Origin of the sequence: Actinoplanes sp. NPDC023714 (assembly GCF_040639855.1) — a bacterium.
In the GTDB taxonomy this organism is placed as follows: domain Bacteria; phylum Actinomycetota; class Actinomycetes; order Mycobacteriales; family Micromonosporaceae; genus Actinoplanes.
Genome location: NZ_JBFAAR010000003.1, coordinates 104,775 through 129,865, shown reverse-complemented (window position 1 = coordinate 129,865; position 25,091 = coordinate 104,775). Strand labels below are relative to the sequence as shown.

Genomic DNA, 25,091 nt, shown 5'->3' with positions numbered 1-25,091 from the left:
TTCATGCGCACCCGGGTACCCCTGCCCCTGCTGATCCCGGCGGGGATCGGTCTCGTCTTCCTGGTCCTGCCGCTGGCCGGGCTGCTCGCCCGTACCCCATGGTCCTCGCTCCTGACCCGGCTCGCAGAGCCGGAAGTCACGACGGCCTTGCGCCTGTCGCTGGTGACCGCGAGTGTCGCCACGCTGGTGTGCCTGCTGCTCGGGGTGCCGCTGGCCTGGCTGCTCGCGCGCGTCGAATTCCCCGGCCGCCGGATCGTGCGCGCGCTGATCACCGTGCCGCTGGTGCTGCCGCCGGTGGTGGGCGGCATCGCGCTGCTGCTCGCCCTCGGCCGGCGCGGGCTGGTCGGCTCCTGGCTCGACGAGACGTTCGGGATCACGCTGCCGTTCACCACCGCCGGCGTGGTGATCGCCGAGGCCTTCGTGGCCCTGCCGTTCCTGGTGATCGCGGTGGAGGGGGCGCTGCGCGGCGCCGACACCCGCTACGAGGAGGCCGCCGCGACGCTCGGCGCCACCCGCTGGACCAGCTTCACCCACGTCACGTTGCCGCTGGTCGCGCCCGGCATCGCGGCCGGCGCGGTGCTCTGCTGGGCGCGGGCGCTCGGCGAGTTCGGCGCGACGATCACGTTCGCCGGCAACTATCCGGGGATCACCCAGACCATGCCGCTCGCCGTGTATCAGACGATGGAGTCCGGCGACCTGGAAGGAGCCGTGGTGCTCAGCCTCATCCTGCTGACCGTGTCGGTGACGATCCTGGCGGCGCTGCGCGACAAGTGGCTGACCGCGCCATGAGCCTCCTCGACGCGCATCTGGTGGCCTCGCGCGGCAGCTTCGACCTCGACATCTCCCTGCGGATCGCCCCGGGCGAGACGGTGGCGCTGCTCGGGCCGAACGGGGCGGGCAAGACGACGGCATTGCGCTGCCTCGCCGGCCTTTCAGAATCAACTGCGGGATTCGTACGTCTGTCCGGCCGCGACATCACCTCGGCCCCGCCCGAGGAGCGGCCGATCGGCGTCGTCTTCCAGGACTACCTGCTGTTCCCGCACCTGAACGCACGGGACAACGTCGCCTTCGGACCCCGCCGGCACGGCGCCGACCGCCGCACCGCCCACGCGATCGCCGACCGCTGGCTGGACCGCGTCGGGCTCGCCTCTCTGGGGCGGCGCAAACCACGGCAGCTCTCCGGCGGCCAGGCCCAGCGGGTGGCCCTGGCCCGCGCGCTCGCCGTCGACCCGGTGCTGCTGCTGCTCGACGAGCCCCTCGCCGCCCTGGACGCGCGGACCCGCCTGGAGACCCGCGGCGAGCTGCGCCGGCACCTGGCCGCCCACCCCGGCGCCACCCTGCTGGTCACCCACGACCCGCTCGACGCGCTGGTCCTCGCCGACCGGCTCGTCGTCGTCGAGCAGGGCCGGGTGGTGCAGGAGGGCGACGCCGCCACGATCACCGCGCGGCCGCGCACCGACTACGTGGCCCGGCTCGTCGGGCTCAACCTGTTCCAGGGCGTCGCCACCGGGCACACCGTGGTCTTCCCGGACGGGTTCGCGCTGACCACGACCGACGACGTGCACGGCGCCGCGTTCGTGGCGTTCCCGCCCTCGGCCGTGGCCCTGCACCCGGCGCAGCCGTCCGGCAGCCCCCGCAACACCTGGCAGGCCGTGCTCGCCGACATCCAGCGCCACGGCGACAACCTGCGCGTCGTGCTGGACGGCCCGATCGCCGTGGCCGCCGACATCACCCCCGCGGCCGCCGCCCAGCTGCACCTCGAGCCGGGCATGCCGATCTGGGCCGCGGTGAAGGCGACCGAGACCCGCGCCTATCCCGCCGATTGATCTTCACCGATGCCGGGAATGGAACGCCCATGGGATCACGCAGGCTGCCACCGGTGTGGCTCTTCCTCAGTCTCGGCATCGTGGTGACCGGCGTCTTCGCCTGGACCACGTTCCAGATCTTCCGCAACGACCTGGCCCTGCGCGACCGTGGCGTGGAGACCTCCGCCCAGGTCACGGACGTGGGCAGCAAGGGCCGGGTCACCGTCGTGTTCACCACGGCCGACGGCCGCCGGGTCGAGACCCTGATCGGCCAGGGCGACGCGGTCCAGGGCACCCGGGTCGGCGAGACCGTGCCGATCGTGTACGACCCGTCCCGGCCGGCCGACGAGGTCCGCGACACCCGGGTCCCGGAGAACCACGGCATCGCGTACTTCACCCTCGGCGCGACGATCTTCGGTGCCGTCGGGGTGCCCCTCGCCGCCTGGCACCTGGCCCGCACCCGCCGGCGGGAACGGGTCCCAAGCCCCTGACGGCAGATCATCCTCTACGGCGCCGGTCCTGGCCGGCGCCCTCATCGGCCGTGCGGCGGCGGCGCTGCTCGTCCTGCCGGCCGCTCTGTGATCATGCAAGGGTGACCAGGTAGCCGGTCAGGACCGTCGCGGCGAGCATCGGCAGGATCGCGCCGCGCAGGCCGTCCCCGCTGAGCAGGTGCATGCCGACCGCACCGGCCATGAGCAGCAGCAGGGTGAGCGCCGCGGCGACGCCGACCCCGGTGACGAACAGGCCGGCCGTCACGCCGAGCACGCCCAGAAGCTCGATCACGCCGATGAACCGGAACTCCCCCGGCGACATCCCGAGATGACCGGCGGCGACACGGGTGTCGGGGGCGCCGGTGACCTTGGCGGTGCCGGATACGCCGAACGCGCCCATCGCCATCAGCGCGAACGTGAAGTTCATGGCTGCACAGGCTAGCCGAGTTGCACAGCGGTGTGCAATTAAAGCGCTCGCGCCGTGGCGATCGCCTCATCGGCCTCGGCCGCCGGCAGCCCCGCCGCGATCAGGATCGCCCGGGCCGCCCGCACGCCGTCGCCGACCCAGAGCCCGTCGTTCACGGCCTGCAGCAGCGACAGGGTGATCGCCTGCATGGCGCCGCTCAGCACCGGCAGCGGCAGATGCGTCGCGAACCGGCCCTCGTCCCGCCCCCGGACCAGCAACTCCATGGCCTGCGCCCGGATCGGGGCGAGCAGGTCGCGCAGGCCGGCACTGCCGTATTCGCTTTCGGCCAGCGCCATGAGCAGCCGATATTGGTCGCCGGCCGTCCAGATGGTCAGCGTGAACTCGGCGAGCGCCACGGCCGGATCCAGCCGCGCCCGGTCGATCCGGCCCAGAGCGGCCAGCATGTCGGCGGCCGCCTTGTCGGCGAGCCCGGCCAGCAGCGCATCCCGATTCGGGAAATGCCCGTAGACCGTGCGCCGCACCACGCCCGCCGCCTGCGCGACGTCATCCATGCTGGCGGCCGGGTTCGTGACGAGCAGCCCCCGTGCCGCCAGCAGAATCCGATCCCGATTCTCCGCGCGCCGCCCCCGCCGCCCGGCACTGACATCGGCGCTAGTCACATGCCCATGCTCGCACACCCTTCAGCCTTCCCCTCGCCGCCGACATCCGCCCCCCACCTCGCCGCCCGCGCCGCGGAGACCACCCCGCGCAGCGGCCATGGCTCGCGGCATGCACCACGCGCGAAAACGAACGGTCGTTCTTGACAAACGAGCGGCTCGGGCGTTTGTTTAAAACGAATGGTCGTTCGCTTAAGAGGAGTCGTCATGACCGCCAAGCCCTCCCCCTGGCCGCAGGTGGCAGGGATCGTCGCCCTGCTCACCGTGATCGTCAGTGTGTTGCTGACCGCGTTCGCGTGGCCGGCGGTGCGCTCGTCCGTGCACGACGTACCGATTGCCGTCGCCGGGCCGGCGGCCGCTACCGGGCAGGTGACCGCCGCCCTGAACGAACGTCAGCCCGGCGCGTTCGACGTCGTGCAAGTGGCGGGCACGGCCGAGGCGGAGGCTGCCATCCGCGACCGCGAGGTCTACGGGGCGATCGATCTGAGCGGTGGCGGTCCGCAGGTCCTGACCGCGTCGGCCGCCAGCCCGGTCGTCGCGCAGACGCTGCAGGGTGTCGCGAACGCGCTGGCTCACGCGTCGGACCCCGCGGCCGCGCAAGGTGGGGCCGCGGCGGGGACGGTGGTGGTCCGGGATGTCGTGGCCGCTCCCGCCGACGATCCTCGGGGTGCGGGGATGGCGGCTGCCGCTCTGCCGATCGTCCTGGGTGGCATCGTCGCCGCGGGGCTGCTCACGCTGCGGATCACCGGGGTCGGGCGCCGGGTTGCCGGAGCGCTGGGATTCGCGGTGGCCGGGGCGCTCGCCATGGCGGCGATCCTGCAGTTCTGGCTCGGTGCGCTGAGCGGTGACTACTTCGCGAACGCCGGGGTGCTCGCCCTCGGAACCGCGGCGATCTCGCTGACCATCCTCGGACTGGAGTCACTGCTCGGGCCGGCCGGACTCGGTATCGGCGCCGCCACCATGATGCTTCTCGGCAACCCGCTCGCCGGGGTGTCCACCGCGCCGGAGATGCTGCCGGGCTGGTCGGGGGCGTTCGGGCAGCTTCTTCCGCCGGGTGCGGCCGGTTCGCTGCTGCGTTCGGTGGCGTTCTTCGACGGCGCCGGGGCGGGGTCGTCCATCGTGGTGCTGTCCACCTGGCTGGCGGCCGGCGCGGCTCTCTGCGTGATCAGCGTGGTGCGGGCTCGCCGGCGCGCCACGATCCCGGCCGAGGAGCCGGCGACGATGGTTCCGGCCTGACTTCCGGGCGCCGGCTACCGGAAGATGGGCGCCGACCTTCGAGAGCCGGCGGCGCCGGTTCTGCTCAGGGAACGGCGCCCGCCACCGCTCGATGGCGTAGTTCGCGGCGGATCACGACGGTGGTGCCGTTCGGGCGGCGGTCCAGGTTCAGGGAGCCGCAGTCGTGCATCAGGGGCAGGCCTCGGCCTGAGCAGGCGGGTTCCTGCCAGGCGCCGTCGTCCGCGACCACGGCACGGACCACGCCGGAGTCCTCCAGGGACAACGAGACCCGCAGTTCGCCGGTCGGTCGATCGGGGTAGGCGTGGCGGGTCACGTTGGTGGCGGCCTCGCTGATCGCCGGCGTCAGGGCCGCCTCGTCGTCCGGGTCCGCGCCGATCGTGGTGAGGAGCCAGTCGGAGACTGCCGCGCGTACCGAAGGCAGTGACGAAGCCGCCGCCGGAACGCTCAGCTCGAGCGACGCCGGCGCGGCCGGCAGCAGGCATGCTGCCAGCGCCGTGACGTCGTCGTGGACCGCATCCCGGGTGATCTGCTCGACCGTGGTGCCGCAGAGGCGCTCGGCCGGGCAGGGCGTCGATGACCCGGAATCGGCGATCGCGGCGCCGGCTATCCGGGCCAGGCGGGAGAGGCCGTCGGCGAGGGTTTCGCCGGGGCGCTGTACCAGGCCGTCGGAGTAGAGCAGGACCACCTCCCCGGGCGCGAGGAGGGCCCGGGCGGGCGGGGACGACGGCAGGCCTACGCCTAGTGGGGCGGCTCGGCCGGTGTCGAGGAAGCGGGCCCGGCCGTCGGGGGTGCAGACCAGCGGCGGCGGGTGGGCGCGGCTGATCCAGGCGAGGTCGCCGGTGGAGGGGTCGAGGAGGGCCAGGCATACCGTCGCGGCGCGGGTGGCCGGGGAGGTGGCGGCGTAGCGGTCCAGGCGGTCGACCGCCTCGGCCATCAGGTGAATGGCCCCCGCCATCGGATCGACGACCTCGGCCGCGGAGGCGCCGACATCAAAAGCGGGAGCGCCGGCTTCGGCCGCCGGAGGAACGGCCCCGGTCAGCAGGGATTCGCGCAGGACGGTCCGCAGCCGGGACATCGCGGCTGCCGCGGCGGCTCCGTGGCCGACGACGTCACCCACCACCAGGGCCAGCCGGCCGTCCGGCAGCGGGACGGCGTCGAACCAGTCGCCGCCGGCGTGCAGTTCCGGGGCGGCCACCACGTAGTGGGCGGCCATCCGGATGCGGGGCAGCACCGGCACGGCGTCGGGCAGCAGGTCGCGCTGGAGCTCGAGGATGATCTGCCGGGCGGCGGCCAGCTGCTCCTCGAGAGACATCATCACGCCGGAGAGTACGAAAGGGATGCCACGGCGGCTCAACGATCCACAACACCGGAACGGATCGCTCAGGGCCGCGGGATTCTCCTGCGCACGTCCGGGACCTCGGCCGGCCCCGGCTGCCACGCGGCCACCCACGCCAGCCCCGCCGGATCCGGGGCGATCACTCCCTCCTCCAGGAACGCGTACCTGCCACCCAGCACCCGCTCGGCCGCCTTCACGTCGAGGCGGTCGGTGTTGTCCCAGAGCGCCGCGAACAGCGCCTCGGCCCGCAACCGCGACTGCCGGCAGAACAGGTCGGCCAGCTCGCGGCCTTCCGGGCAGGACTTCTGTTCGGCGCGGGCGCGGGCGCAGACGGCCGACATCGCGTAGAGCTCGGCGCCGATGTCGACGATCCGGCCGAGGAAACCCTGCTTGCGCTCCAAGCGGCCCTGCCAGCGCGACATCGCGTAGAACGTGCTGCGGGCGAGTTTGCGCGACGCCCGTTCCACGTACCGGAGATGATGCGCGAGAGGGCCGAATTGCCCGTACCCCGCAGGGTTTTGACCTTGACCCACCGCCAGGGTGGGCAGCCAGCGCGCATAGAACGCGCCCGCACGGGCCCCGGCGCGGGCCTTGCGGGACAGCGCGGCGTCGGGATCGATGATGTTGCCCGCGACCGAGAGATGGGCGTCGACGGCCTCCCGCGCGATCAGCAGGTGCATGATCTCGGTGGAGCCTTCGAAGATGCGGTTGATGCGCAGGTCACGCAGGATCTGCTCGGCCTCGGCGGCACGTTCGCCGCGGGCCGCCAGGGAGTCGGCGGTCTCGTAGCCGCGGCCGCCCCGGATCTGGATCAGCTCGTCGGCGACGAGCCAGGCCATCTCGCTGGCGAACAGCTTCACCAGCGCGGCCTCGATGCGGATGTCGTTGCTGGCGTCGTCGGCGATCAGGCAGGACAGGTCGAGCATCGACTCCATGGCGTACGTCGTCGCCGCGATGAACGCGATCTTGGACGCCACCGCCTCGTGACTGCCGACCGGCCGGCCCCACTGCACGCGCTCCGCCGACCATTCCCGGGCTATCGTGAGCGCGCGTTTGCCGGCGCCGACGCACATCGCCGGAAGCGACAGACGACCGGTGTTGAGCGTGGTCAGCGCGATTTTCAGACCCTTCCCGAGCCCACCGATGACATTCTTCTCGGGTACGAAGACATCGTGGAACCGGGTGACGCTGTTCTCCAGGCCGCGCAACCCCAGGAATGCGTTGCGGCGCTCGATCGTGATGCCGTCGGAATCGCCCTCGACCACGAAAGCGGTGATGCCTTTCCCCGGCACCCGCGCCATCACCACGAGCAGCGTCGCGAGCGTGCCGTTGGTGGCCCACAGTTTGACGCCGTTGAGCCGGTAACCGCCCTCGACCGGGTCGGCGACCGTACCGAGACGGGCCGGGTCGGAACCCACGTCGGGCTCGGTGAGCAGGAACGCCGACACCTCACCGGCCGCGAGCCGGGGCAGGAACGCCTTCTTCTGCTCCGGGCTGCCGAACAGTTTCAGCGGCTGCGGGACGCCGATCGACTGATGCGCGGAAAGCAGCGCCGCGAGCGACGCGTTCACCGATCCGGTCAGCGTCAGCGCCTTGCAGTAATGCAGGTTCGACAGCCCCAGTCCGCCGTATTCCTTGTCGATTTTCATCCCGAAAGCCCCCAGACCCGCAAGGCCCTGGAAGACTTCATCGGGAATGCGCGCGTCGCGCTCTATCTGTGGTCCATCCACATCGGTACGCAGGAAAGCGCCGAGCTTGGCCAGGAACTCCTCAGCGTCCGGGCTCGGTGGCAGGTCCGGCCGGGGATCGATCAGGTCCAGCCGCAGCCGGCCGAGGAACAGCTCCTTGCCGAAACTCGGTTTGCGCCACTCGGACTCGCGGGCCGCCTCGGCGGTCTGCCGCGCCTGCTTCTCGGTGACATGTGTCGTGGCCATGGCGATCCTCCAGACCTCGTCTGCCCGCCACGGTACCGAGGATTGTTACCGGAAGGTAGCCGCTCGATTACTCGATCATCGTGAAGGAGGGGTCAGCGGCCGGTGAGGACGGCGAAGACCACGATGAGGAGAAAGACCAGAACCGCGCCGGCGACGAGCGGCCAGACGCCATGGTCGGCCGGAGGGGCGGCCGCGGGCTCGCCCGCCATCGCCGACATTTCGGATTTATCGCTTTTGTCAGGCGAGGCGGGAACGAGGGAAGACGACATCGACCAGAGAGCGGAACGCTCCGCCATCCACGCGATGCCGTCGGCGGCCAGCTGCTGCCGCAACGCGGTCAGGCCGAGCAGGCGCACCGCCTCGGGGTCCTGCGCGAGCTGCGCGAACGCCGCCAGCGCCGCGGCCGGCACCCGGTCGGGAGGGAAGCCGCCGAGCAGATGGGCCATCGTCGGGGCGGTGCCGCCGTCCGGGCCGAACATGGCGCTGATCAGGTCGCGCAGGACGGGTACGGCCTCGGCGGGCGTCCGCGAGCGCAGCAGGACCGGCAGCAGCAGGCGGTGTTCGCGCATCGCCGCGCGGACCGGTTCGGCGTCGTCGCCCTCGGCCCGGACCCGGCGCAGGTCGCCGATGAGCAGTTCGGTGAGGCGCGGCGTGTCCGTCGACGAGGTCGCGATCATCGTGATCAGGGTGGGGCCGGCGATCCCGGAGAGGATCAGCGCGATGGTCGGGTCCGTGGCCGACTGCGGCACGCCGAGGCCGGCCACCACGCGCAGCAGCCCGATCCGGCGCTTGATCTGATTGTCCTCCGGGTAGTCGCGGATCTCCTCGAGCGCCGTCTCGACGGCCCGGTGGATCGACTCGTGGCTGGGCGCCAGCGCGGCCGTGGCGGCGGCCAGTTCCGCGGAGCGCTGCGGGACCAGGATGATCCGCTCGACGGCGACGTCGGTGAGCCGGTCGGCGAGGTCGGGGCAGCTGTCGCGGCCCTCCGGCCCGGCCCAGTCGTGCAGCACCGCGGTGAGGTCGCGGTCGGTGAGGCGGGGCAGCAGCCCGGCGAGCTCGTCGACGGTCTTCGGGCGGGTCGCGTATTCCCGCTCGGCCTCGGTGAGGGTGCCCCGGCCGGCCCGGCAGAGCAGCGAGTACGGGCTCTTCAGCACGCCCGGCGCCGCCTGCGCGTCCTTTTCCCAGGCGGCGATCTCCTTCGGTTTCGTGAACACGGCGGGCGGGCGGACCGGGCCGACCGCGCGCAGGCTGCCCCGGCGGTACGCCTCCACGTAGGTGGCGAGGAACTCCTCCTCGGGCGGCTCCGCGCTCAGCCGGATCCGGGTGCGGCTCGGCTCCGGTTCCGCGGCGGTGTCGTCGAGGAACAGGATCCGCGCGTCGCCGGTCGCCGCCGTCGTGAAGGTCCACGGGAAGTACGCCGGCCCGAGCAGGTCGAAGAGCCCGCACAGCACCTCGGCGGCCGGCATCGCACCGGCGATCACCGTGAGCGGCGTGCCGGGGTCGTCGAGCACGGCGCGGACCAGCTGCTCCAGCGGCCCCGGCCCGATCTCGCGGGCCCGCAACCGGACCTGCCGCAGCCCCCGCTCGGCGTCCTCGGCGAGCTGCCCGGCGTCGAGAGGCTCCAGGGCCGCGATGCGCCCGCCGTCGAAAGACTCCGGCGCGGACGCAGACTCCGGGGCATCGGCGGATTCCGGAAGGTGGGCCCACCCCCGCCAATCCACCAGGCCGAGGGCCAGCTGCGCGCCGAGATCCTCGGGCCGGCCGATCAGCACGTGGGTCAGATCGGGCGACAGCTGCCGCACCACCACCCCGGAACCGTCGATCTCCAGATAGGAGAGCCCGGGCCGGCCCCCGGGTTCGAGGCGGGCCCGCCAGGCGGCGGTCTCCGGCGCGCCCAGGGACGAGGAGCAGAGACCCTTGTGGAACACGAGCTGTTGCACGGTCATCCCAGCGACCCGGCTCCCCTCACATCGGCACCCCATCCTGCCAAGATCGTGGATCGCCGGGCAGCCCCCTGGGTCCCGGCGTGTTCAGATGACGAACGAGAAGGCTTTACAGCAGCGCCCGCAACCGCTCCAGCACCTCGTCCTGGATCTCCGGGAACGAGCGCGTCTCGCCCTCCGCCACCCACGTCGTGAACGTGGTGCGGAATACCGCCACCCCGGTCTCGGCGGCGAGCGCCGCGCTGATCGGATCGATGCCGCGCCCGGCCAGTTCCCGGGTCAGCGAGACCGCCAGCAGCGACAGCTTGAGCAGTTCGCGCTCCTGCAGCCCGGGGTTGGCCGCGATGATCGCCTGCCGGGCGCGCGACCAGCCCCGGCGTTCCTCGCCGAAGAGCGCCGCCGCGCCGCCGAGGCCGGCGATCACCGCCGCGATCGGATCGGCCGAAGAGGCCGGCAGAGCGTTCAGGAACGTGCCCTCGAACGACTGCTGGTCGAAGAAGAGCACCTCCCGCTTGTCGGTGAAGTGCCGGAAGAACGTCCGCTCGGTGACCCCGGCCGCGGCCGCGATCTCGGCGACGGTCGTCCCGTCGTACCCCTGGGTTTGAAAGAGACCGAGAGCCGCCTCCTTGAGGCGCTCGGCCGCCCCGCCCTGCCATCGCGCCATGATCCCCATCATAGTGATGTCAGAGGCTGACATCAGCGTGTACTGTCATGTCAGTAACTGACATCAGTACGAGGGAGTTCCCATGCGCGTGTTCGTCACCGGAGCCAGCGGCTGGATCGGCTCGCACACCGTCGATGAGCTGCTCGCCCACGGCCACGAAGTGATCGGCCTGGCACGCAGCGACGCCGCGGCCGCGACCCTGACGGCCAAGAACGTCACCGTGCTCCGCGGCGACCTCGACGACCTCGACACGCTGCGCCGCGGCGCCGCCGGGGCCGACGCGGTCGTCAACCTCGCCAACAAGCACGACTGGGCCGACCCGGCCGCGTCCAACCGGGCCGAGCGCGCCTCGGTCGAGGCCATCGCCGGGGTGCTGGCCGGCACCGGCAGGCCGTTCGTGTTCGCCTCCGGGCTGGCCGCCCTCGCGCAGGGACGGCCGGCCACCGAGAACGACCCGTCGCCGTTCCACGGCGTGGACTCCCCGCGCGGCGGCGCCGAGAACCTGGCCCTCGCGACCGAGGGTCTGCACGCGATCGCGGCCCGCTTCGCCCCGACCACGCACGGGACCGGCGACCACGGGTTCGTCGCGTCCCTCGTGGCGGCGGCCAGGCGCACCGGCGTCTCCGGGTACCTCGGCGACGGCAGCACCTCGTGGTCCGCCGTGCACGTGACCGACGCGGCCCGGCTGATCCGGCTCGGCCTCGAGCGGGCGCCGGCCGGCACCCGCCTGCACGCCGCCGCCGAGACCGTGTCGAACCGGGAGATCGCCGAGGCGATCGGGCGCTCACTGGACCTGCCGGTCGTCGCGATCGACCCGCAGGACGCCGAGCGGCACTTCGGGTTCATCGGCCGGTTCTTCGGCCTCGACATGAGCGCGTCCAGTGCGATCACCCGCGCGGCCTTCGACTGGGAGCCGACCGGCCCGACGCTGGTCGAGGACATCGCGGCCGGCGCGTACAAGGATGCCTGAACGCTTTTATGAACGCCTGATTCGACGAGCGGTGCGATACGGCAGCACGAACAGGTACAGCCCCGAGAAGAAGAGCAGGGCGAGCGGCAACAACGGCAGATAGGAGACCCAGAGCACCGGGTCCTCCCGCGCCAGCGCCACGGTGGTGGCGACGACCGTCACGGTGAAGGCGATGGCGAGCCATCGATGAGCCTGCCGGATCCACTTGTTCATGCCGGTCACGCTATTTCCACGACTGCGGCGGGCGCTTCTCCGAAACTGACCATTCGTACTCGGGCATGAACCTCATGTTGTGCGCCCGCGCGGCCGCCCGCATCCGCGGAAACGGCGGCACGAACGGCTCACCGTCGTTGCCGCCGGACGCCGCGGGCGTGCCCATCTGCTGGAAGAAGCGTTCGAACCCGCCGGAGGCGGCGCCGAGGATCAGCGCCGGCTTCTCCACCCGATAGGCGTGCGCCGCCCCGGCCGGCACGAACCCGAAGTCGCCCGGCGCGAGCAGCCGGCCGGTCTGCTCGCCGTCCGGCAGTTCCACGAAGAGCCGGACCAGGCCCTCGACGGTCCATCAACAGCTCACTCTGCGCACACGGCACGGCCCGATCGGCACCGCCATGAGCCACATGGAACGGCGGCGCCCCACCGTGCACCCGCCGAGCCGGACTGGCCGGCCGCCAGTGTGGGCACCTCCGCCGGCGCCGCCCCGAGCAGCAGACCTTCCCGCGACTCGGGGTCCCCCGCCGACGGCATGCTCGAGAGGTCCGCGACCCCATACCAGTCGATGACGCCGGCCGGCCCGGCCACGGTCAGGCCCAGCAGGGCCGCCAGATGGCCGCCTGCCGATTCGCCCCCGGGCCACCATCCGGGTGGCGTCGACGCCCAGGTCGGTCGCGTGCTCGCGGAGCCAGGTCACCGCCGCCGTGAGGTCGTCGAGCGGGGCCGGGAGGGCGCCTCGCCGCTGAGCCGATAGTCGGCCGACGCGACCGCGAAGCCCTCGGCCACCAGCCGGGCGAACGGGTCCGGGCGCCAGTCGCGCCAGGTCGGGCAGAACATCCGGCGTGAGCCGCGCTGCCGGCCGCCGCCGTGCACGAACAGGATGACCGGCGGGAGGTCCGGCCCCGGATCCGGCCGGTGCAGGTCCAGCAGAATCAGCCCCACCCCGGTGGCGTGCAGCGGCAGCCGGCCGCCGACGCGGTAGAGCACCGGGATGGCGTCGTGCCCGCTGAACCGCTCGACCAGCACGGCCTCGGTACCGTCACGCACCGCGAGCAGCACGTGCTGGCGGGTCGCCTCGGCGAGGTCACCCATGTACGGCAGAGCGACCTCGCGCAGCCCGTGACCACGCTGCGCGAGCGACGCCACCTCGAACAGCCGCAGGCCGACCGCGAACCGGCCGTCGTCGTCGCGCTCCAGCACGCCCCAGGCGAGCAGCCGGTTCGCGAGTCGCAGCGCCGAGCTCGCCGGGATCTTGCTGCGGCGTGACAGCTCACTGAGGGTGAGCCGGGGATGGCCGGCGTCGCACGTGAACAGCAGCGAGAGCGCCCGGTCGACGACGGGGTCGCCGGCGGGTGGGCGGCGACCCCGGAGGCGGGATGAAGCGTCGTTCACCCCGTCATTGTCGCGTCACTTGCGGTCGTAGAGGCGCAGCGTGATCGACCCGACCCGCCACTCACCGATCTTGGTGAAGTCGGCCTGGATCGCGCCGAGCGTCTTCGCCGGCAGCTCGGACTTCTTGTTCGGCGCGTCGTCCGGCACCATCGTCCAGACCCGCGGGTCGGCCGCCAGCGACAGCTTGATGTTGGTGCGCTCGGTGGTCCAGAAGCTGCCGGCCGCGGTGCGGCTCACCTTCAGCAGGGCGTCGCGGGGCGCGTCGGTGCCCAGGTAGTACTCGGTGGCGATGTCGGTGAAGTGCCAGCCGTTGCGTTTGTAGACGATCGCGTCGCCGGGCTGCGCGTGCTGTTCGAGCACCGCGACCGCGGCCCGGTAGTCGATCAGCGGCGCGCCCCGGCCCTCGTGCGACGCCCGGACCGCCTGGTGGTCGGAGAGCGCGACCACGCCGGCGAGAAGCACCACGACGAGCGCCGACCGCGCCGACACCAGCGCCAGGCCGGCCCCGGCCAGCAGGCAGGCGAGCGGCACCAGGAAGAACAGGTAGCGGGGGTGCCAGAGCGGGGTGAAGAAGGTGACCGTCGTGAACGCCACCAGCGGCGCGGCCAGCACCGCCGCCATGAGCCGGCCGCGGCGGCTCGCGCCCGCGCCGATCAGCAGCATGCCGAGCAGGATGCCGCCGGTCGAGGCCGCGCCGGTGACGTCGCCGGAGATCCGGATCAGCGTCTCCCAGCTCGGCGGGCGCGGCGTGACACCCAGCTGCACCGACCACTGCGAGTTGCCGCGCAGCGCCAGCGGCAGCAGCGCCGCGCCGGCCGCGGCCACCGCGATCCCGGCCGGGACCAGCAGCTTGACGTTCCTCCGGCGGATCGCCACGGAGAGGACCGCGATGCCGTGGCCGGCCACCAGCACGACGGCGACCAGGTGCAGGGCGCCGAGGGCGAGCACGCACAGGGCGTACCCGGTCCAGCGCCACCACCGGCCCTTCCGTACGGCCTCGACGAGCATCAGCGTCGCGGCGGTCGCGGCCAGGGCGGCGAGGGCGTACGGGCGGGCCTCCTGGCCGTACCGGGACACGGCCGGCAGGATCGCCCAGAACAGACCGGCGAAGACGCCGGCGCGCACCGAGAACAGCCGCTCGCCGAGCACCGCGAGCAGCGCCGCGGTGCCGGCCACGGCCAGCAGCGACGGCATCCGCAGCGCCACCGTCGAGTTGCCGAACACCGCCGACCAGAAGTGCATGAACAGGTAGTACGGGGTGAGCACGGCGTCGATGTTCTGCGCGAGCCGGCGCATCTCCCCCAGCGACCGGCCCACCGCCGTCACGGTCGCGAACTCGTCGCGCCACAGCTGCGGCCGGCCGATCTGGACGGCCACCACGGCGGCCGTCACCAGGGCCGGCAGCAGCCAGTAGAGGCGCTGCCACCGGCTACGCGCGGACGGAGAGGACGGTTGCGGTTCGGGTGCGACCGCGGGCGGTGCCAGATCGGCGACGAGACTCACTGGACGGTTATAGGAGTCGATGGTGAACCGGTTGTGAATCCCGCCCGACGTTCAGCGGTCCCCGAGAATGCCGGTCAGACCGATCGATGTCCCACCCGGCAGTCCCAGCGCGAGCCGGACCTCGTCGCCGGGTTGCGGGAACCGGCCGATCTCCAGTCCGCACAGGCCGGGCAGGGTGCCGCTGCTGAGCACGTCGCCCGGCCGGAGACGTTCACCGCGAGCGGCGTAGGCGACGACGGCCCCCAGGTCGTACATCAGCTGATTTTTCTGGTTTTCAGCCCAAATTTCGTTGTTTACGGTGACGCGACCGGTGAGCTCGCGCCATCGCGGCAGCCACTCGTCGGCCGTCACCACGACCGCGGACATCGAGTTCGCGAACGTCTTGGCCTTCACGACGCCGCCGAACGTCCCGCGCCGGGTGTCCTCCCACTGCGTGTCCCGCGCCGTCCAGTCGTTGATCACGACGAAGCCGCCGATCGCGGCCCGCCCCTCCGCGGTCCCGCAGTCCCGCACCTCCCGCGCGATGATCATCCCGAGTTCCAGCTCGAAGTCGAGCACCCGCGCGAACGACGGCCACGGCACCACCTCTGCGTCCGCGGTGAACGCCCGATGGTTGCCGAGGTAGAACTGCGGCTCGCGGTAGTAGCCCGGCTTCGGTCGCAGGGGCGGCGGCACCCGGCCGGTCACCTTCTCGAACGCCCCGGCGAACCGTCTCATCCCGGCCGTCCCGAACGCCGCGACGAGCCCTCTCGCCCCGGCGATCATGTGCGATTCCCACAGCGCGAAGCACCGCAACGACGCCGGTTCCAGGGGCAGGCCGGTCGGTTCGCCGGCGGCTTCTTCCCGGTACGCCGTACCGAACCGCTGTTCCGCCTCCCGCACGGCTTCGACTCCCCCGCCGAGGAACGTCAGCAGATCGTCCCCGACGACCACCCACCTCCCGCTCCCGGCATCCCACCCGACGACCCGCCCGTCCCGCATCCCGACCCGCATCGCAACCCCCTCGCCCGGGGTCAACGACGACGGCGGCGTCCACGGGACGCCGCCGTCATCAGGAACCGCCTCGCCGGGGCGGGCCGGCCGACTTGCCGGGCCGGCCGACTTGCCGAATCAGCTGACGAACGTGCTCCGGCGCCGGCGGGCCCAGAGGATCAGGCCGCCGCCAAGCAGGATCAGGGCGCTCGCCAGGGCGATCAGGAGCGGGACCGGGACGCTGTCGCCGGTGATGGGCAGGCCGCCGGCGTTGTCGTCGCCGCCACCCGTGCCGCCGTCGCCGTCCCCGTCACCATCGCCGTCGCCGTCGTCCGGGCCGTCGCCGTCACCGGAGCCGTCGCCGTCACCGGAGCCGTCGCCGCCTCCGGAGCCGTCGCCGTCGTCGCCCGGGTCGGTGGAGGGCGGGGTGGTGGGGTCGCCGGCCGTCGGCTGCGCGTCGGTGTTGCCGCCGAGCAGCAGCAGGTCGTCGCTCTCGGCGTCGTCGGTCATCGTCTGCACCGACGTCCGGGTGCTGCGCGGCAGGTACTGGTGCTGCGCCGTGAACACCTGCTTCGTGACGTTCTTCTTCGGGGCGTTGGAGAAGTCGACGCCGCCGTAGGTGTAGATGTAGACCTGACCGCCGGCCTCCCACTCGAACGTGTAGTCACCGTCGCGGTACGACTTCAGATACCGCTGCCAGGTGTCGTTGTAGTCCCACTTCGCACCGCGGATCGGCCACTTCGACGCGTCGCCGCTGTTGATGATCTTCCGATAGTCGGTGGCCTTCTTCGCGTCCTGGACCCGGATCCACTCGGCCGCGACCCGGGAGGTGTAGACACGGCGCAGGTCGGCGTACGCATCATCGGTGTTGATCTTCTTTTCGACGGCCGGGACGATGAGCTCGTCGACCACCTTCTGGTTGTGCTCGATCTGCGCCTTGGTCGGCTCGCAGGGGTCGCCGGGCAGGTCGAACTCCACCTCCTGCGGCACCGAGTTGACCTTGAGAGGCGCGTCCAGGATGTAGATGCCGCCGTCCTGCTCGCGCACCTGCGCCGGGGCCGGTTCGATCCAGTTGCGGATGCCGTGCAGGCAGGGCAGGCCGTCGGTGAGCTGGTTGCGGTCCCAGAACTTCTTCCCGATCTCGGTCGCCGGGTTGAGCAACGCCGCGAAGTCGTGCTTCATCTGCAGGTCGGCCTCGAGCAGCACCCGCCCGGCGTCGGTCCTGCCGAACTTCGCGTCCATGATCCGGTCGGGCTCGTCCGGGTTCAGGTTCACCCAGAACTTCTCCGGGGTGAGCGCGAGCCAGGTGAAGAACGAGTCGGAGATCAGCTGGGCCTTCTCCTGGCCGCCGAAGCCGGGGTTCGCCTCCGGGTCGGCCGCCTTCTTCGCGGTGAACGAGTAGTCGATGCCCTCGCCCTTGGCCGGCGCGCCGACGTAGCGCAGCTCCAGGGTGGAGAAGTCGACGCCGCCGGGGCCGCGCAGCCGCTGGCCGGTCGGGTCGCCCTGCCGGATCCGCTCGATCTGCTGGCGCATCGTCTCCGGGGTCGGCTTCGACTGGTTGAGCATGTCGTTGAGGCCGCCGCGGGAGCCGGAGTTCGCCGACGGGTTCGGGTTCAGCGTCGGGTCGAACTTGGTGTGCGGGCCGGGCGTGAACCGCACGACCGGCGTGGAACGGTGCTGGTAGACGGTGACCCGGGCCTTGCCGTCGGGGTGCCGGCCGGCGTCCGCCGCGATCTCCTTGATCTTGGTGAGGCTGCGGGCCTCCGGCTCCTGGCCGTAGACGTAGCGCAGCGAGTAGTCCTTGAACCGGGTGTCCTTGAGCACCGCCTTGTCGTTCGGCACCTGCTTGTCGACGATCCCGCCACCGGACTTGACCTCGACGAACTCCTTGGTCCTCTGGTTGACCGCGTCGTACCGGCGGATCACCTTGCCGTCGGCGTCCTTGATCTCCACCTCGCAGAGCCAGTCCGGGCCGACCAGGTTCAGATCCTTGACCACCTTGGCGTGAAAGGCCTCACCCCGGGTACGCCGCGCCGCGTTGTCGATGTACTGGTCGGTGAGCCAGTCGGTGAAACTCCCGGTGTACGGGTTCTTGCCGCTCTGCCGGTTGTTGTAGCTGGCGTAGACCTTGCGCGGGTCGCCCTCCTTCCACTTGGTGGAGTCGGTGCCCGCCGCGTCGAGCTGGGCCTGGGTGGGCGCCGCCAGCCCGTCCATCGACTGCCGCTGGTTCAGGTAGTCGTAGGTGTCCCAGTTCGCCTTGATCCGGCTCGCGTCCCCCACCGGCAGGGTGCCCGGCTTCGACGGGTCGCCGGTGACCTTGAACTTGGTGTCGCAGCGCTTGCCGGTCAGCGTGACCGGGGCGGCCGTCGCCGACACCGGCAGCACGCCGGCCGCCAGCACGACCGCGCAGACGGCCGCGACGGCGCTCCGCAGAAAAAGCCTCATGGATGTGGGACCATATGGAACGGAACCGTATCGGCGCCGCCCGATATCGTTCATCGACCTTGATGGATATCGTTTCGTTACCGAACGACGGGGACCGGGTTTCATGACCGACTGGGCCGACAATCCGCGGCTGACCACCTGGCTCGCCGCCCAGCAGGCCGCCTTCCCGGCCTGGTCGGAGCGGACCGGACAGGACTGGGACTTCTCGATCGACTCCCTCGACCGGCTCGAGCGGCTGCTGCGGCAGCGGTTCGCCGGCTGGGACGAGGTGCGCGCCGCCGAGGAGGCCGAGGACCCGGCCGTGACCGTTCCGGCCTGGTACCTCGGCGAGGTGCAGAACCGGCACTGCGGCACGGCCTGGCACCGCAACCCGGTCGCGCCGGTCCACCCCGACCAGCCCGGCACGCCGTTCGTCCAGCGCCCCGGCGACGACGAGGACGAGGTTCCGCTCAGCAACCCGTTCACCGAGATCCGCGGCCTGTTCGTCCGCGGACCCGGCGAGCGCCTCCGCGACGTCGTCACCCGCTATCTCGCGTAGGGTCTCTCCCCAAGATCACGCGAGGAGGAGCGGAACCCGGATGTGGCGCAAGCGGCTGATCGAGGAACACCTGCGTCCGGACTTCCGCAGGGCGGTGATATTCGGTCTGGGCGCCCTTGTCGCGCTGGTCTTCGGCACGCGGACGGACACCGGCGGGGACTCCCTGAAAGAGCAACTTCCGGCGTACGGAAGCGCTCTGCTGGTCTTGATCCTCGGCATGACCGCGAGTCGCTCCGCCGCGCGGGAGGTGCACCGCATCGCGGTGGCCCGAGCCGGTGACGAAGCCGGAACACCGCTGCGGATGCTCGTGCTGCTCGGCGGATACGTCCTGGTCATCGCGTCGGTCTGCGACATGCTCGGGGTCGGGCTGGAGCACCTGCTCGTCGGCGGCGCGGTCACCGGCATCATCGTCGGCCTGGCCTCCCAGCCGGTGCTCGGCAACCTGTTCGCCGGGCTCGTCCTGCTCTTCGCGCGCCCCTACGTGCCCGGCCGCCGGGTGCGGGTGATGTCCGGCGCGCTGAACGGCCCGCACGTCGGGGTGATCGTCTCGGCGGGGCTGCTCTACACCATCCTGGAGACCGAGGACGGGCCGCTGAACATCCCGAACTCGCAGCTCATGCTCTCCGCGGTGGGCCCCTACGACGGGGAGTGGCCGCTGCCCGCCGCCGACGCCGTCACGGCCCCCGACCCCGGCGCCGATGTGGCTCTCGTCGCCGCCGGCGCCGCTGATGTGGCTCTCGTCGCTGCCGGCGGTGCCGTGGCCGGCCGGCGGCGGCACGACGAATAGGGTCGGCGCATGCCGTTCGACGCCGTGCTCTTCGACTGCGACGGGGTTCTCGTCGACTCGGAGCGCATCACCAACGCCGTGCTCCGCTCGATGCTCCGGGAACTCGGCTGGGAGATCAGCGAGGAGGAGGGCTTCCGCCGGTTCGTCGGCCGCGCCCTCACCGACGAGGTCGGCGTCATCGAGGAGCACACCGGCTTCGTCGTGACCGACGCGTGGATCGCCGAGTTCCGCCGCCGCCGCAACGACGCCCTCGTCACCGACCTGCAGCCGATCCCCGGCGCCATCGACGCGGTCCAGCAGATCGCGAAGCTCTACGAGGGCCGCATCGCGGTCGCCAGCGGCGCCGACCGGCACAAGATCGAACTGCAGCTCGCCAAGGTCGGCCTCGACGAGGTGTTCGCCGGCCAGGTCTACAGCGGCATGGAGACGGCGTTCTCGAAGCCGGCCCCCGACGTCTACCTGGCCGCCGCCGCCGGGCTCGGCATCGACCCGGCCCGCGCCGTCGTCGTCGAGGACACCCCGACCGGGGTCCAGGCCGGGGTCGCCGCCGGGGCCGTGGTCCTGGGCTACTGCCCGCCGGACAGCTTCGCCCACCACGAGCCGGCGGTGCTGCTCGGAGCCGGCGCCACCCGGACCTTCAGCAGCATGGCGGTCCTAGGCGACCTCATCCAGAGCTTCTGACGCTCCCGCTTCTCACGCGGCCCGCACCGCTTCTCACGCGGCCCTGTCCAGCGCGGCCAGCGCGGACCGGGCCAGTTTCTCGTCGGCCCGGAACGAGCCCACCGCCAGCAGCTCCACCGCCCTGGCGAGATCCGGCCTGGCGCGCTCGGCCGGCCCGAGCGCGGCCCGGGCCCGGCCCATCGTCAGGTGCAGTTCCCCCAGATAGCCGGAGTATCCGAAGTCCTCCGCCAGCGGCAGGGCCTGCTCCGCCCTGCGTAGCGCTCCCGCCCAGTCCCCCATCTCGCCGAGTGCCCGGGCCGCGATGGAATGCGCACACGTACGGGCGCTGAGCCCCGGCCGTGGCGCGACCGGCCGGGCGTCGATCTCCCGCAGCGCCGCCTCGCACTCGGCGAGCGCCTCCTCGTGCCGCCCCAGGATGTTGAGCAGCATCGCGATGCCGGGACGCAATTGCACGTACCCATCATGGTCTTGACTTCGATCCGCCAGCGGAAGCGCCGTGCGATAGGCCCAGAGCGCTCGCTCGGTCTGACCGCCGTTGCGCCAGGCGTCACCGGCATAGCGCAACGCCCACCCCTGCTCCTTGACGTCACCGATCGCGGTCGCCAGCCGGTACGCCTCCATCGCGATGTCACCGCCCTCGTCCGGCCGGCGCGCGCAGTGGGTGGCCGCCCAGGACAGGTAGTTGAGGTGGGTGACCTCCTGATGCGGGTCGCCGAGGTGCGCCGCCGCCCGGCTGGACAGGGTGTAGACCTCGTACCAGTGGGCGTGCCGCGCGGTACGGTCCGAATACCAGTGCATCGCCTCCGCCACGTCGACGACCAGCTGGTGACGGCCCTCCTCGGCCGCCGATCGGAGGGCGCCCACCCAGTTGCCGGTCTCGTCGCGCAGCCAGTCGCTCGCCTCCTCGATCGTGGCCAGCGGGATGAGCCCGTTCCAGTCGTCGGAGAGCCGGCCGTAGGCGGGCTCGAACCAGCGGCCCGCCACGATCGCGGTCCGCAGCAGCCAGTCGACCATGGTCGTCCGGGTGGCGGACCGCACGCCCGCGGCCTCCTCGATGTGCAGGCGTTGCTGGGCGTAGAGGCGGATCAGGTCGTGGAAGCGGTAGCGGTCGAAGCCGGCGGATTGGAGAAGCCCGAGTTCGACGAGGTCCTCCACCATCTCGGACATCTCCATGATGTCGCCCGGCGCGTCGCCTTCAGCAACGCGGTCGGCGGGGAATGTCAGCACCGCCGCCAGCTCCGGCCCGAAATCGACGCCGGGCACGTGCGCCAGCCGGCGGAACACCGTCTGCGCCTCGGTCGACAACTGCGCGTGCGACAGCGCGAACGCCGCCGCCACCCCGAGATCCCCGGCCTCCAGCACGGCGAGCCGCCGATCCGCGTCGGCGAGACGATCCTGCAGGTGCGCCGCGGTCCAGGCCGGCCGGGTGGCCAGCCGCGTACCGGCGATCCGCAACGCCAGCGGCAGATGCCCGCACAACCGCGCGACCGCCTCCACCGCCCCTTCCGCTTCGGGCAGCGCGGCCTGCTCGGCGATCCCCTGAAGGAGCAGCGCCGACTCGGCCGGCGCCAGCGCCTCCAACCCGATCCGCAGCACCCCTTCGAGCCCGCCGAGCACCCGCCGGCTCGTGATCACGGTGAGCCCGGCGCCGTCCCCGGGCAGCAGCGGCCGCACCTGCGCCTCACTGCCGGCGTTGTCCAGCACCAGCAGACATCGACGGTCCTTCAACACCGCACGCAGCTGGCTTGACCGTTCCTCATCAGTCTCCGCGATCCGCCGCGGGCTGACCTCGAGCGCCCGCAGCAGCCGCAGCAGCGCCTCCCCGACCTCCATCGGCACCGGATCCGTGCCCCGCAGATCCAGATAGAACCGCCCGTCCGGGAACTCCTCGGCCACCTCGTCCGCGATCCGCACCGCCAGCGTCGTCTTCCCGAGCCCGGCCTGCCCGTGAATGACCACGACAGGCGCCGGACCACCCTCGGCATGCCGCAGATTCCGGAGAAGAGCCAGTTCACGGGTACGGCCGACGAAGTCCGGCACTGGCCTCGGCAGCTCACAGGTCCGGGGCCGGCCGGCGCCACTCGTCTTCTGCTGCTGCGCCACGGTCCGCAGCTCGGCGGCGTCCACCCCGAGCCCGGCGGCGAGCGCCGCGATCGTACGGGTCTGCGGCGCCAGGCTGTGCCCCCGCTCCATGTCGCTGATCGCGCGGGCGCTGACCCCGGACGCCTCGGCCAGCTGCTCCATGGTCAGGCCGGCCGCTTGCCTGAGCCCTCTCAGGTGACTTCCGAACTCCGACAAGACATGTTCCCTTCCCCCGCCGAAGAGGTAGGAGAACACATCCATGATCCCCAAGGTACCCACCCCCACGCCCTCTTCAGCGTCCTAGGAGGCTAGGTCGGAGGCGGCCGGGCGGTCAGTCCATGCGCGGGCGCGGGCGCGGTCCCGGTCGACGTCGAGCAGGCGATTCAGCGGTCGCCGTGCCGTCGCGGGTCCTCAGCCTCGGCGCACAGGATCCGCTGCGCGCCGTCGCTGAGCCAGAAGGTTGCTCCGCCATGGTCGACGATCCGCATCTTCGCTGCGCCGCGCGGCAGGACGGGTTCGACGACGTCACCCGTCTCGAGATCGAAGAGGCGTTGCCGGCCCTTCCACTCGCCGGCCGTGAACACGGGTGTGAGCAGCACGTAGCGACCCGAGGAGGTGATCTTGCCGTTGATGCCGTGCTTGCCCGGCTGACGCTTCCATCCCGATTGCTGGTAGAGCGGTGCGGTCACCGTCCCGTCCGTCGTGACCCGGGTGATGGTGAAGAAGTCGGCCCCGTACCTGCGTACGCTCGAAGCGTCCGAACCCTCCACGCAGACCAGCAGGCTGTCGCCGTCGCCGACCGCGTCACCGACGATGCAGCCGTCGATCGACGGCGTGTCGGGGCTCTCGTTCAGCTCGTCGTCGCCGAATCGGTCGGCCGGGAACCCGTCCGGGCCGAGAGTCCTGATCCGTGTCCAGGACGCGGACGTCTCGCCGATGCGCAGGAACGCGAGGTATCGCGGGTTGCCCCGCGAGATCGGCTCATCGAGCACGACCACGTGCTCGCCCGCGAACGCGCCCCGGCTCGCGTGGGCGGTCACCGGCGGTCGCTGCCCGTGCACGGCGAAGCGATCGAGCACCTCGCCGCCGCCGATCGCGAGCTCGTGCCGCACTCGCAGGTCGGTTCCGTACACCCGCAGCGTGCCGGCATCAACCACCAGGCCCAACGAGTCGTCGTCGAGCAGCACGGGCGCCGGCGCGTCATAGGCCGCGTCGAAGGGTTCCCCCAGGTCGTCGAGCAGGACCGTCCGGACCGCCTGACCGGCGATCGACACCAGCGCGTACCGAGCGCCGCCGTCCCACCACGCGACCGCGTGGAACACACCGGCACCGGATACCAGACACGACCCCGCGCGTACCGGGCCGTCCATCCTGTCCGGCAGCTTGAACTCGGCCGTCTTCGCCAGTCTCACGGAGCATCCTTCCCGGTTGCCGGACACCTAGCACGTGGCCAGGTGCTCCGCGGTGATCACCGCCCGCCTGGCCCGAGACATCATGCGCCTGGCCTCGCTGATCCGGCCGGCGGGCCTCCCGGAGATGCCGGCCGGCGGGCCTCCCGGAGATGCCGGCCGGCGGGCCTCCCGGAGATGCCGCCCGCATCCCTGCCGGCCCGTGTCCCGAGCGGCCCCGAACCGACACGTCACAAAGCGGGAACCGACGCGAACGACGGCCACGGCGAGCACTCCCCGGGCGTTATAGTCGAGTCCAGGCGGCGCGCCCGCCGGAGCCTTCGGACGGTCGCCCACGCCTGGCCGTCCTTCCGGGCCAAGAGTCACCGACTCAGCGCGCCGGTCCTTGCTGCCGTCCCGTGCAGTGCGTGGGGCTGCCTCGGAGGCGATCATGAACGACACCCATCCCCGGCGGCGGAGCCCACGCCCCGGCCGCGCCCGCAAACGGGCCATTCGTGAGCAGGCCGCGCGCACCGGAGTGCCCTATTCGGTCGCCGCCCGCGTGATCGCCGAGCTGGGCCTGCAACCCGGCGAGTCGGTGGCGTCGCACGGCCGCACGATCTACCCCTCCGACCCGTTCCGCCAGAGCATCGTCGAGCAGCGGGCACACCGCTCCTTCACCGAGCGCCTGGCCGACACCCGCCGGGCGGCCGACCTGCCCGAGGGCCGCCCCCACCATCTCGTCGACCGCTTCCCGCCGGGCCGGGGCCTGGCCGGCAGCGGCGTGGGCCGGCTCTACCACGGCGAGGGCCGCACCGAGCTGCTGACTCTGCTCTACCTGGCCGTCGCCGTCGAGACGCCAGCCCTGGTCCCCGAGGCCGGCGGCCTGGCCTGGGTGGCCGAGATGGCCGAGGAGACGGCTGTCGACATGGAGTGCGCCGAGCTCGACCGCGCCGCGAGGTCCATGCTGGAGAACGACACGAGCACCCTGTGGCCCCGCCTCACCGAGGCCCTGAGCTCGGCGTCGTCCAGCCACGACCCTCACCTGCGCGAGACGGCCACCCACCTGGCCGAAGCGCCGTCCAGATGGAGTGGCATCCGCCCGTTCGACGGTGTGCGCCAGATCCTCGACGCCCTCCTCATGGTCGCCGAGGACGGCCACGCCCCCGGCACCCGCGTCCGAGCCCTGGCCGGCCCCCACCGGGGCCGGACGGCCACCATCCTCAGCGCGGTCTGGGGAGCGGCGGGCCCACCCATCGCCTACCGCATCCAGCTCGACGGCGCCACCACGACCCTGGGCATGGCAGCCGGCGAGCTCGTCGTCCTCGCAGACCAGGAATCCCTGCACGCCTGAAAGACAAACCCGGCGGCGAAAGGCAGAGCTGGGCCACCACCACCCACCCGGTGGCAAAAGGCAGAGCCGTGCCACCACCACCACACCCACCCGGCGGCAGAGGGGCCAAGCTCGACCACAGCCACCCACCCGGCGGCAAAAGGCAGAGCCGTGCCACCACCACACCCACCCGGCGGCAGAAGGGCCAAGCTCGACCACAGCCACCCACCCGGCGGCAAAAGGCAGAGCCGTGCCACCACCACACCCACCCGGCGGCAGAAGGGCCAAGCTCGACCAC

The 25,091-nt window shown here is 72.0% G+C and carries 23 protein-coding genes; 9 read left to right on the top strand and 14 right to left on the bottom strand.

The window, feature by feature from the left end:
* Positions 1-3: 3 nt before the first annotated feature.
* Genes AB0G10_RS15890 through AB0G10_RS15880 form a run of 3 tightly spaced genes read left to right on the top strand, consistent with a single transcriptional unit; the run spans position 4 to position 2,296 of the window.
* Positions 4-789 (top strand): ABC transporter permease, encoded by a 786-nt coding sequence (locus tag AB0G10_RS15890; protein ID WP_360921119.1) that lies wholly within the window; start codon positions 4-6, stop codon positions 787-789.
* The gene (locus AB0G10_RS15885; protein WP_360921116.1) at positions 786-1,826 is read left to right on the top strand and encodes an ABC transporter ATP-binding protein; all 1,041 of its coding nucleotides are present in this window, start codon (positions 786-788) and stop codon (positions 1,824-1,826) included. The genes AB0G10_RS15890 and AB0G10_RS15885 overlap by 4 nt, the downstream gene beginning before the upstream one ends.
* A 29-nt stretch (positions 1,827-1,855) precedes the next feature.
* Positions 1,856-2,296, top strand: a complete 441-nt coding sequence (locus tag AB0G10_RS15880) for a DUF3592 domain-containing protein (RefSeq protein ID WP_360921113.1) — start codon at positions 1,856-1,858, stop codon at positions 2,294-2,296.
* A 91-nt stretch (positions 2,297-2,387) separates the two neighbouring features.
* On the opposite strand, the gene AB0G10_RS15875 is transcribed toward AB0G10_RS15880, so the two are convergent.
* Together AB0G10_RS15875 and AB0G10_RS15870 are read right to left on the bottom strand one after the other, a co-directional pair.
* Positions 2,388-2,723: a DoxX family protein gene (locus AB0G10_RS15875; RefSeq protein WP_360921110.1), complete on the bottom strand. Its 336-nt coding sequence runs from the start codon at positions 2,721-2,723 to the stop codon at positions 2,388-2,390.
* 38 nt (positions 2,724-2,761) lie between these two features.
* On the bottom strand, positions 2,762-3,382 hold the full coding sequence (locus AB0G10_RS15870) for a TetR/AcrR family transcriptional regulator (protein ID WP_360921107.1): 621 nt from the start codon (positions 3,380-3,382) through the stop codon (positions 2,762-2,764).
* Positions 3,383-3,586: 204 nt separating this feature from the next.
* Here AB0G10_RS15870 and AB0G10_RS15865 point away from each other — a divergent pair, with 204 nt between their 5' ends.
* Entirely contained in the window at positions 3,587-4,615 is a 1,029-nt protein-coding gene (locus AB0G10_RS15865) for an ABC transporter permease (RefSeq protein ID WP_360921104.1), read from the top strand.
* 64 nt (positions 4,616-4,679) lie between these two features.
* Here the strand turns inward: AB0G10_RS15865 and AB0G10_RS15860 are convergent, their stop codons facing one another.
* The 4 genes from AB0G10_RS15860 to AB0G10_RS15845 all read right to left on the bottom strand — a co-directional run bounded on the left by AB0G10_RS15860 (position 4,680) and on the right by AB0G10_RS15845 (position 10,492).
* The gene (locus AB0G10_RS15860; RefSeq protein ID WP_360921102.1) at positions 4,680-5,930 is read right to left on the bottom strand and encodes a SpoIIE family protein phosphatase; all 1,251 of its coding nucleotides are present in this window, start codon (positions 5,928-5,930) and stop codon (positions 4,680-4,682) included.
* 65 nt (positions 5,931-5,995) lie between these two features.
* Entirely contained in the window at positions 5,996-7,885 is a 1,890-nt protein-coding gene (locus AB0G10_RS15855; RefSeq protein WP_360921099.1) for an acyl-CoA dehydrogenase family protein, read from the bottom strand.
* A 92-nt stretch (positions 7,886-7,977) separates the two neighbouring features.
* Complete coding sequence (locus tag AB0G10_RS15850; protein ID WP_360921096.1) at positions 7,978-9,831, bottom strand: hypothetical protein; 1,854 nt, start codon at positions 9,829-9,831, stop codon at positions 7,978-7,980.
* A gap of 106 nt (positions 9,832-9,937) precedes the next feature.
* On the bottom strand, positions 9,938-10,492 hold the full coding sequence (locus AB0G10_RS15845; RefSeq protein ID WP_360921093.1) for a helix-turn-helix domain-containing protein: 555 nt from the start codon (positions 10,490-10,492) through the stop codon (positions 9,938-9,940).
* An 82-nt stretch (positions 10,493-10,574) separates the two neighbouring features.
* On the opposite strand from AB0G10_RS15845, the gene AB0G10_RS15840 reads away from it, so the two are divergent.
* Positions 10,575-11,462 (top strand): SDR family oxidoreductase, encoded by an 888-nt coding sequence (locus tag AB0G10_RS15840; RefSeq protein WP_360921090.1) that lies wholly within the window; start codon positions 10,575-10,577, stop codon positions 11,460-11,462.
* A 6-nt stretch (positions 11,463-11,468) separates the two neighbouring features.
* Here AB0G10_RS15840 and AB0G10_RS15835 read toward each other — a convergent pair whose 3' ends face one another.
* From AB0G10_RS15835 to AB0G10_RS15810, 6 genes are all read right to left on the bottom strand, one after another.
* Positions 11,469-11,675: a hypothetical protein gene (locus tag AB0G10_RS15835; RefSeq protein ID WP_360921088.1), complete on the bottom strand. Its 207-nt coding sequence runs from the start codon at positions 11,673-11,675 to the stop codon at positions 11,469-11,471.
* 10 nt (positions 11,676-11,685) lie between these two features.
* Positions 11,686-11,994: a hypothetical protein gene (locus AB0G10_RS15830; RefSeq protein WP_360921085.1), complete on the bottom strand. Its 309-nt coding sequence runs from the start codon at positions 11,992-11,994 to the stop codon at positions 11,686-11,688.
* Positions 11,995-12,365: 371 nt separating this feature from the next.
* On the bottom strand, positions 12,366-13,064 hold the full coding sequence (locus AB0G10_RS15825; protein ID WP_360921082.1) for a helix-turn-helix domain-containing protein: 699 nt from the start codon (positions 13,062-13,064) through the stop codon (positions 12,366-12,368).
* A gap of 15 nt (positions 13,065-13,079) precedes the next feature.
* Complete coding sequence (locus tag AB0G10_RS15820; protein WP_360921079.1) at positions 13,080-14,567, bottom strand: glycosyltransferase family 39 protein; 1,488 nt, start codon at positions 14,565-14,567, stop codon at positions 13,080-13,082.
* Positions 14,568-14,618: 51 nt separating this feature from the next.
* The gene (locus tag AB0G10_RS15815) at positions 14,619-15,560 is read right to left on the bottom strand and encodes a fumarylacetoacetate hydrolase family protein (protein WP_360921076.1); all 942 of its coding nucleotides are present in this window, start codon (positions 15,558-15,560) and stop codon (positions 14,619-14,621) included.
* A gap of 117 nt (positions 15,561-15,677) precedes the next feature.
* Entirely contained in the window at positions 15,678-17,984 is a 2,307-nt protein-coding gene (locus AB0G10_RS15810) for an LPXTG cell wall anchor domain-containing protein (RefSeq protein WP_360921073.1), read from the bottom strand.
* Between the two features lie 103 nt (positions 17,985-18,087).
* Here AB0G10_RS15810 and AB0G10_RS15805 point away from each other — a divergent pair, with 103 nt between their 5' ends.
* Genes AB0G10_RS15805 through AB0G10_RS15795 form a run of 3 tightly spaced genes read left to right on the top strand, consistent with a single transcriptional unit; the run spans position 18,088 to position 19,990 of the window.
* Positions 18,088-18,522: a hypothetical protein gene (locus tag AB0G10_RS15805; protein WP_360921070.1), complete on the top strand. Its 435-nt coding sequence runs from the start codon at positions 18,088-18,090 to the stop codon at positions 18,520-18,522.
* 40 nt (positions 18,523-18,562) lie between these two features.
* Positions 18,563-19,309, top strand: coding sequence for a mechanosensitive ion channel family protein (locus tag AB0G10_RS15800; protein ID WP_360921067.1), 747 nt, complete (start codon positions 18,563-18,565; stop codon positions 19,307-19,309).
* Between the two features lie 9 nt (positions 19,310-19,318).
* A complete protein-coding gene (locus tag AB0G10_RS15795) occupies positions 19,319-19,990 on the top strand; it encodes an HAD family phosphatase (RefSeq protein ID WP_360921064.1) in 672 nt (223 codons plus the stop codon).
* Positions 19,991-20,023: 33 nt separating this feature from the next.
* Here AB0G10_RS15795 and AB0G10_RS15790 read toward each other — a convergent pair whose 3' ends face one another.
* Both AB0G10_RS15790 and AB0G10_RS15785 read right to left on the bottom strand, forming a co-directional pair.
* Positions 20,024-22,333 carry a helix-turn-helix domain-containing protein gene (locus tag AB0G10_RS15790; RefSeq protein ID WP_360921061.1) on the bottom strand — a complete coding sequence of 770 codons (2,310 nt, stop codon included), beginning with the start codon at positions 22,331-22,333 and terminating at the stop codon, positions 20,024-20,026.
* A 122-nt stretch (positions 22,334-22,455) separates the two neighbouring features.
* Positions 22,456-23,484: a hypothetical protein gene (locus AB0G10_RS15785; RefSeq protein ID WP_360921058.1), complete on the bottom strand. Its 1,029-nt coding sequence runs from the start codon at positions 23,482-23,484 to the stop codon at positions 22,456-22,458.
* Positions 23,485-23,911: 427 nt separating this feature from the next.
* Here AB0G10_RS15785 and AB0G10_RS15780 point away from each other — a divergent pair, with 427 nt between their 5' ends.
* On the top strand, positions 23,912-24,814 hold the full coding sequence (locus tag AB0G10_RS15780; protein WP_360921055.1) for a hypothetical protein: 903 nt from the start codon (positions 23,912-23,914) through the stop codon (positions 24,812-24,814).
* Positions 24,815-25,091: the final 277 nt, after the last annotated feature.

Coding starts and splice junctions, on each gene's coding strand:
- AB0G10_RS15890 (WP_360921119.1), top strand. CDS start 4: ATGCGCACCCGGGTACCCCTGCCCCTGCTGATCCCGGCGGGGATCGGT.
- AB0G10_RS15885 (WP_360921116.1), top strand. CDS start 786: ATGAGCCTCCTCGACGCGCATCTGGTGGCCTCGCGCGGCAGCTTCGAC.
- AB0G10_RS15880 (WP_360921113.1), top strand. CDS start 1,856: ATGGGATCACGCAGGCTGCCACCGGTGTGGCTCTTCCTCAGTCTCGGC.
- AB0G10_RS15875 (WP_360921110.1), bottom strand. CDS start 2,723: ATGAACTTCACGTTCGCGCTGATGGCGATGGGCGCGTTCGGCGTATCC.
- AB0G10_RS15865 (WP_360921104.1), top strand. CDS start 3,587: ATGACCGCCAAGCCCTCCCCCTGGCCGCAGGTGGCAGGGATCGTCGCC.
- AB0G10_RS15860 (WP_360921102.1), bottom strand. CDS start 5,930: ATGATGTCTCTCGAGGAGCAGCTGGCCGCCGCCCGGCAGATCATCCTC.
- AB0G10_RS15855 (WP_360921099.1), bottom strand. CDS start 7,885: ATGGCCACGACACATGTCACCGAGAAGCAGGCGCGGCAGACCGCCGAG.
- AB0G10_RS15850 (WP_360921096.1), bottom strand. CDS start 9,831: ATGACCGTGCAACAGCTCGTGTTCCACAAGGGTCTCTGCTCCTCGTCC.
- AB0G10_RS15845 (WP_360921093.1), bottom strand. CDS start 10,492: ATGGCGCGATGGCAGGGCGGGGCGGCCGAGCGCCTCAAGGAGGCGGCT.
- AB0G10_RS15840 (WP_360921090.1), top strand. CDS start 10,575: ATGCGCGTGTTCGTCACCGGAGCCAGCGGCTGGATCGGCTCGCACACC.
- AB0G10_RS15835 (WP_360921088.1), bottom strand. CDS start 11,675: ATGAACAAGTGGATCCGGCAGGCTCATCGATGGCTCGCCATCGCCTTC.
- AB0G10_RS15815 (WP_360921076.1), bottom strand. CDS start 15,560: ATGCGGGTCGGGATGCGGGACGGGCGGGTCGTCGGGTGGGATGCCGGG.
- AB0G10_RS15810 (WP_360921073.1), bottom strand. CDS start 17,984: ATGAGGCTTTTTCTGCGGAGCGCCGTCGCGGCCGTCTGCGCGGTCGTG.
- AB0G10_RS15805 (WP_360921070.1), top strand. CDS start 18,088: ATGACCGACTGGGCCGACAATCCGCGGCTGACCACCTGGCTCGCCGCC.
- AB0G10_RS15800 (WP_360921067.1), top strand. CDS start 18,563: ATGTGGCGCAAGCGGCTGATCGAGGAACACCTGCGTCCGGACTTCCGC.
- AB0G10_RS15795 (WP_360921064.1), top strand. CDS start 19,319: ATGCCGTTCGACGCCGTGCTCTTCGACTGCGACGGGGTTCTCGTCGAC.
- AB0G10_RS15790 (WP_360921061.1), bottom strand. CDS start 22,333: ATGGATGTGTTCTCCTACCTCTTCGGCGGGGGAAGGGAACATGTCTTG.
- AB0G10_RS15780 (WP_360921055.1), top strand. CDS start 23,912: ATGAACGACACCCATCCCCGGCGGCGGAGCCCACGCCCCGGCCGCGCC.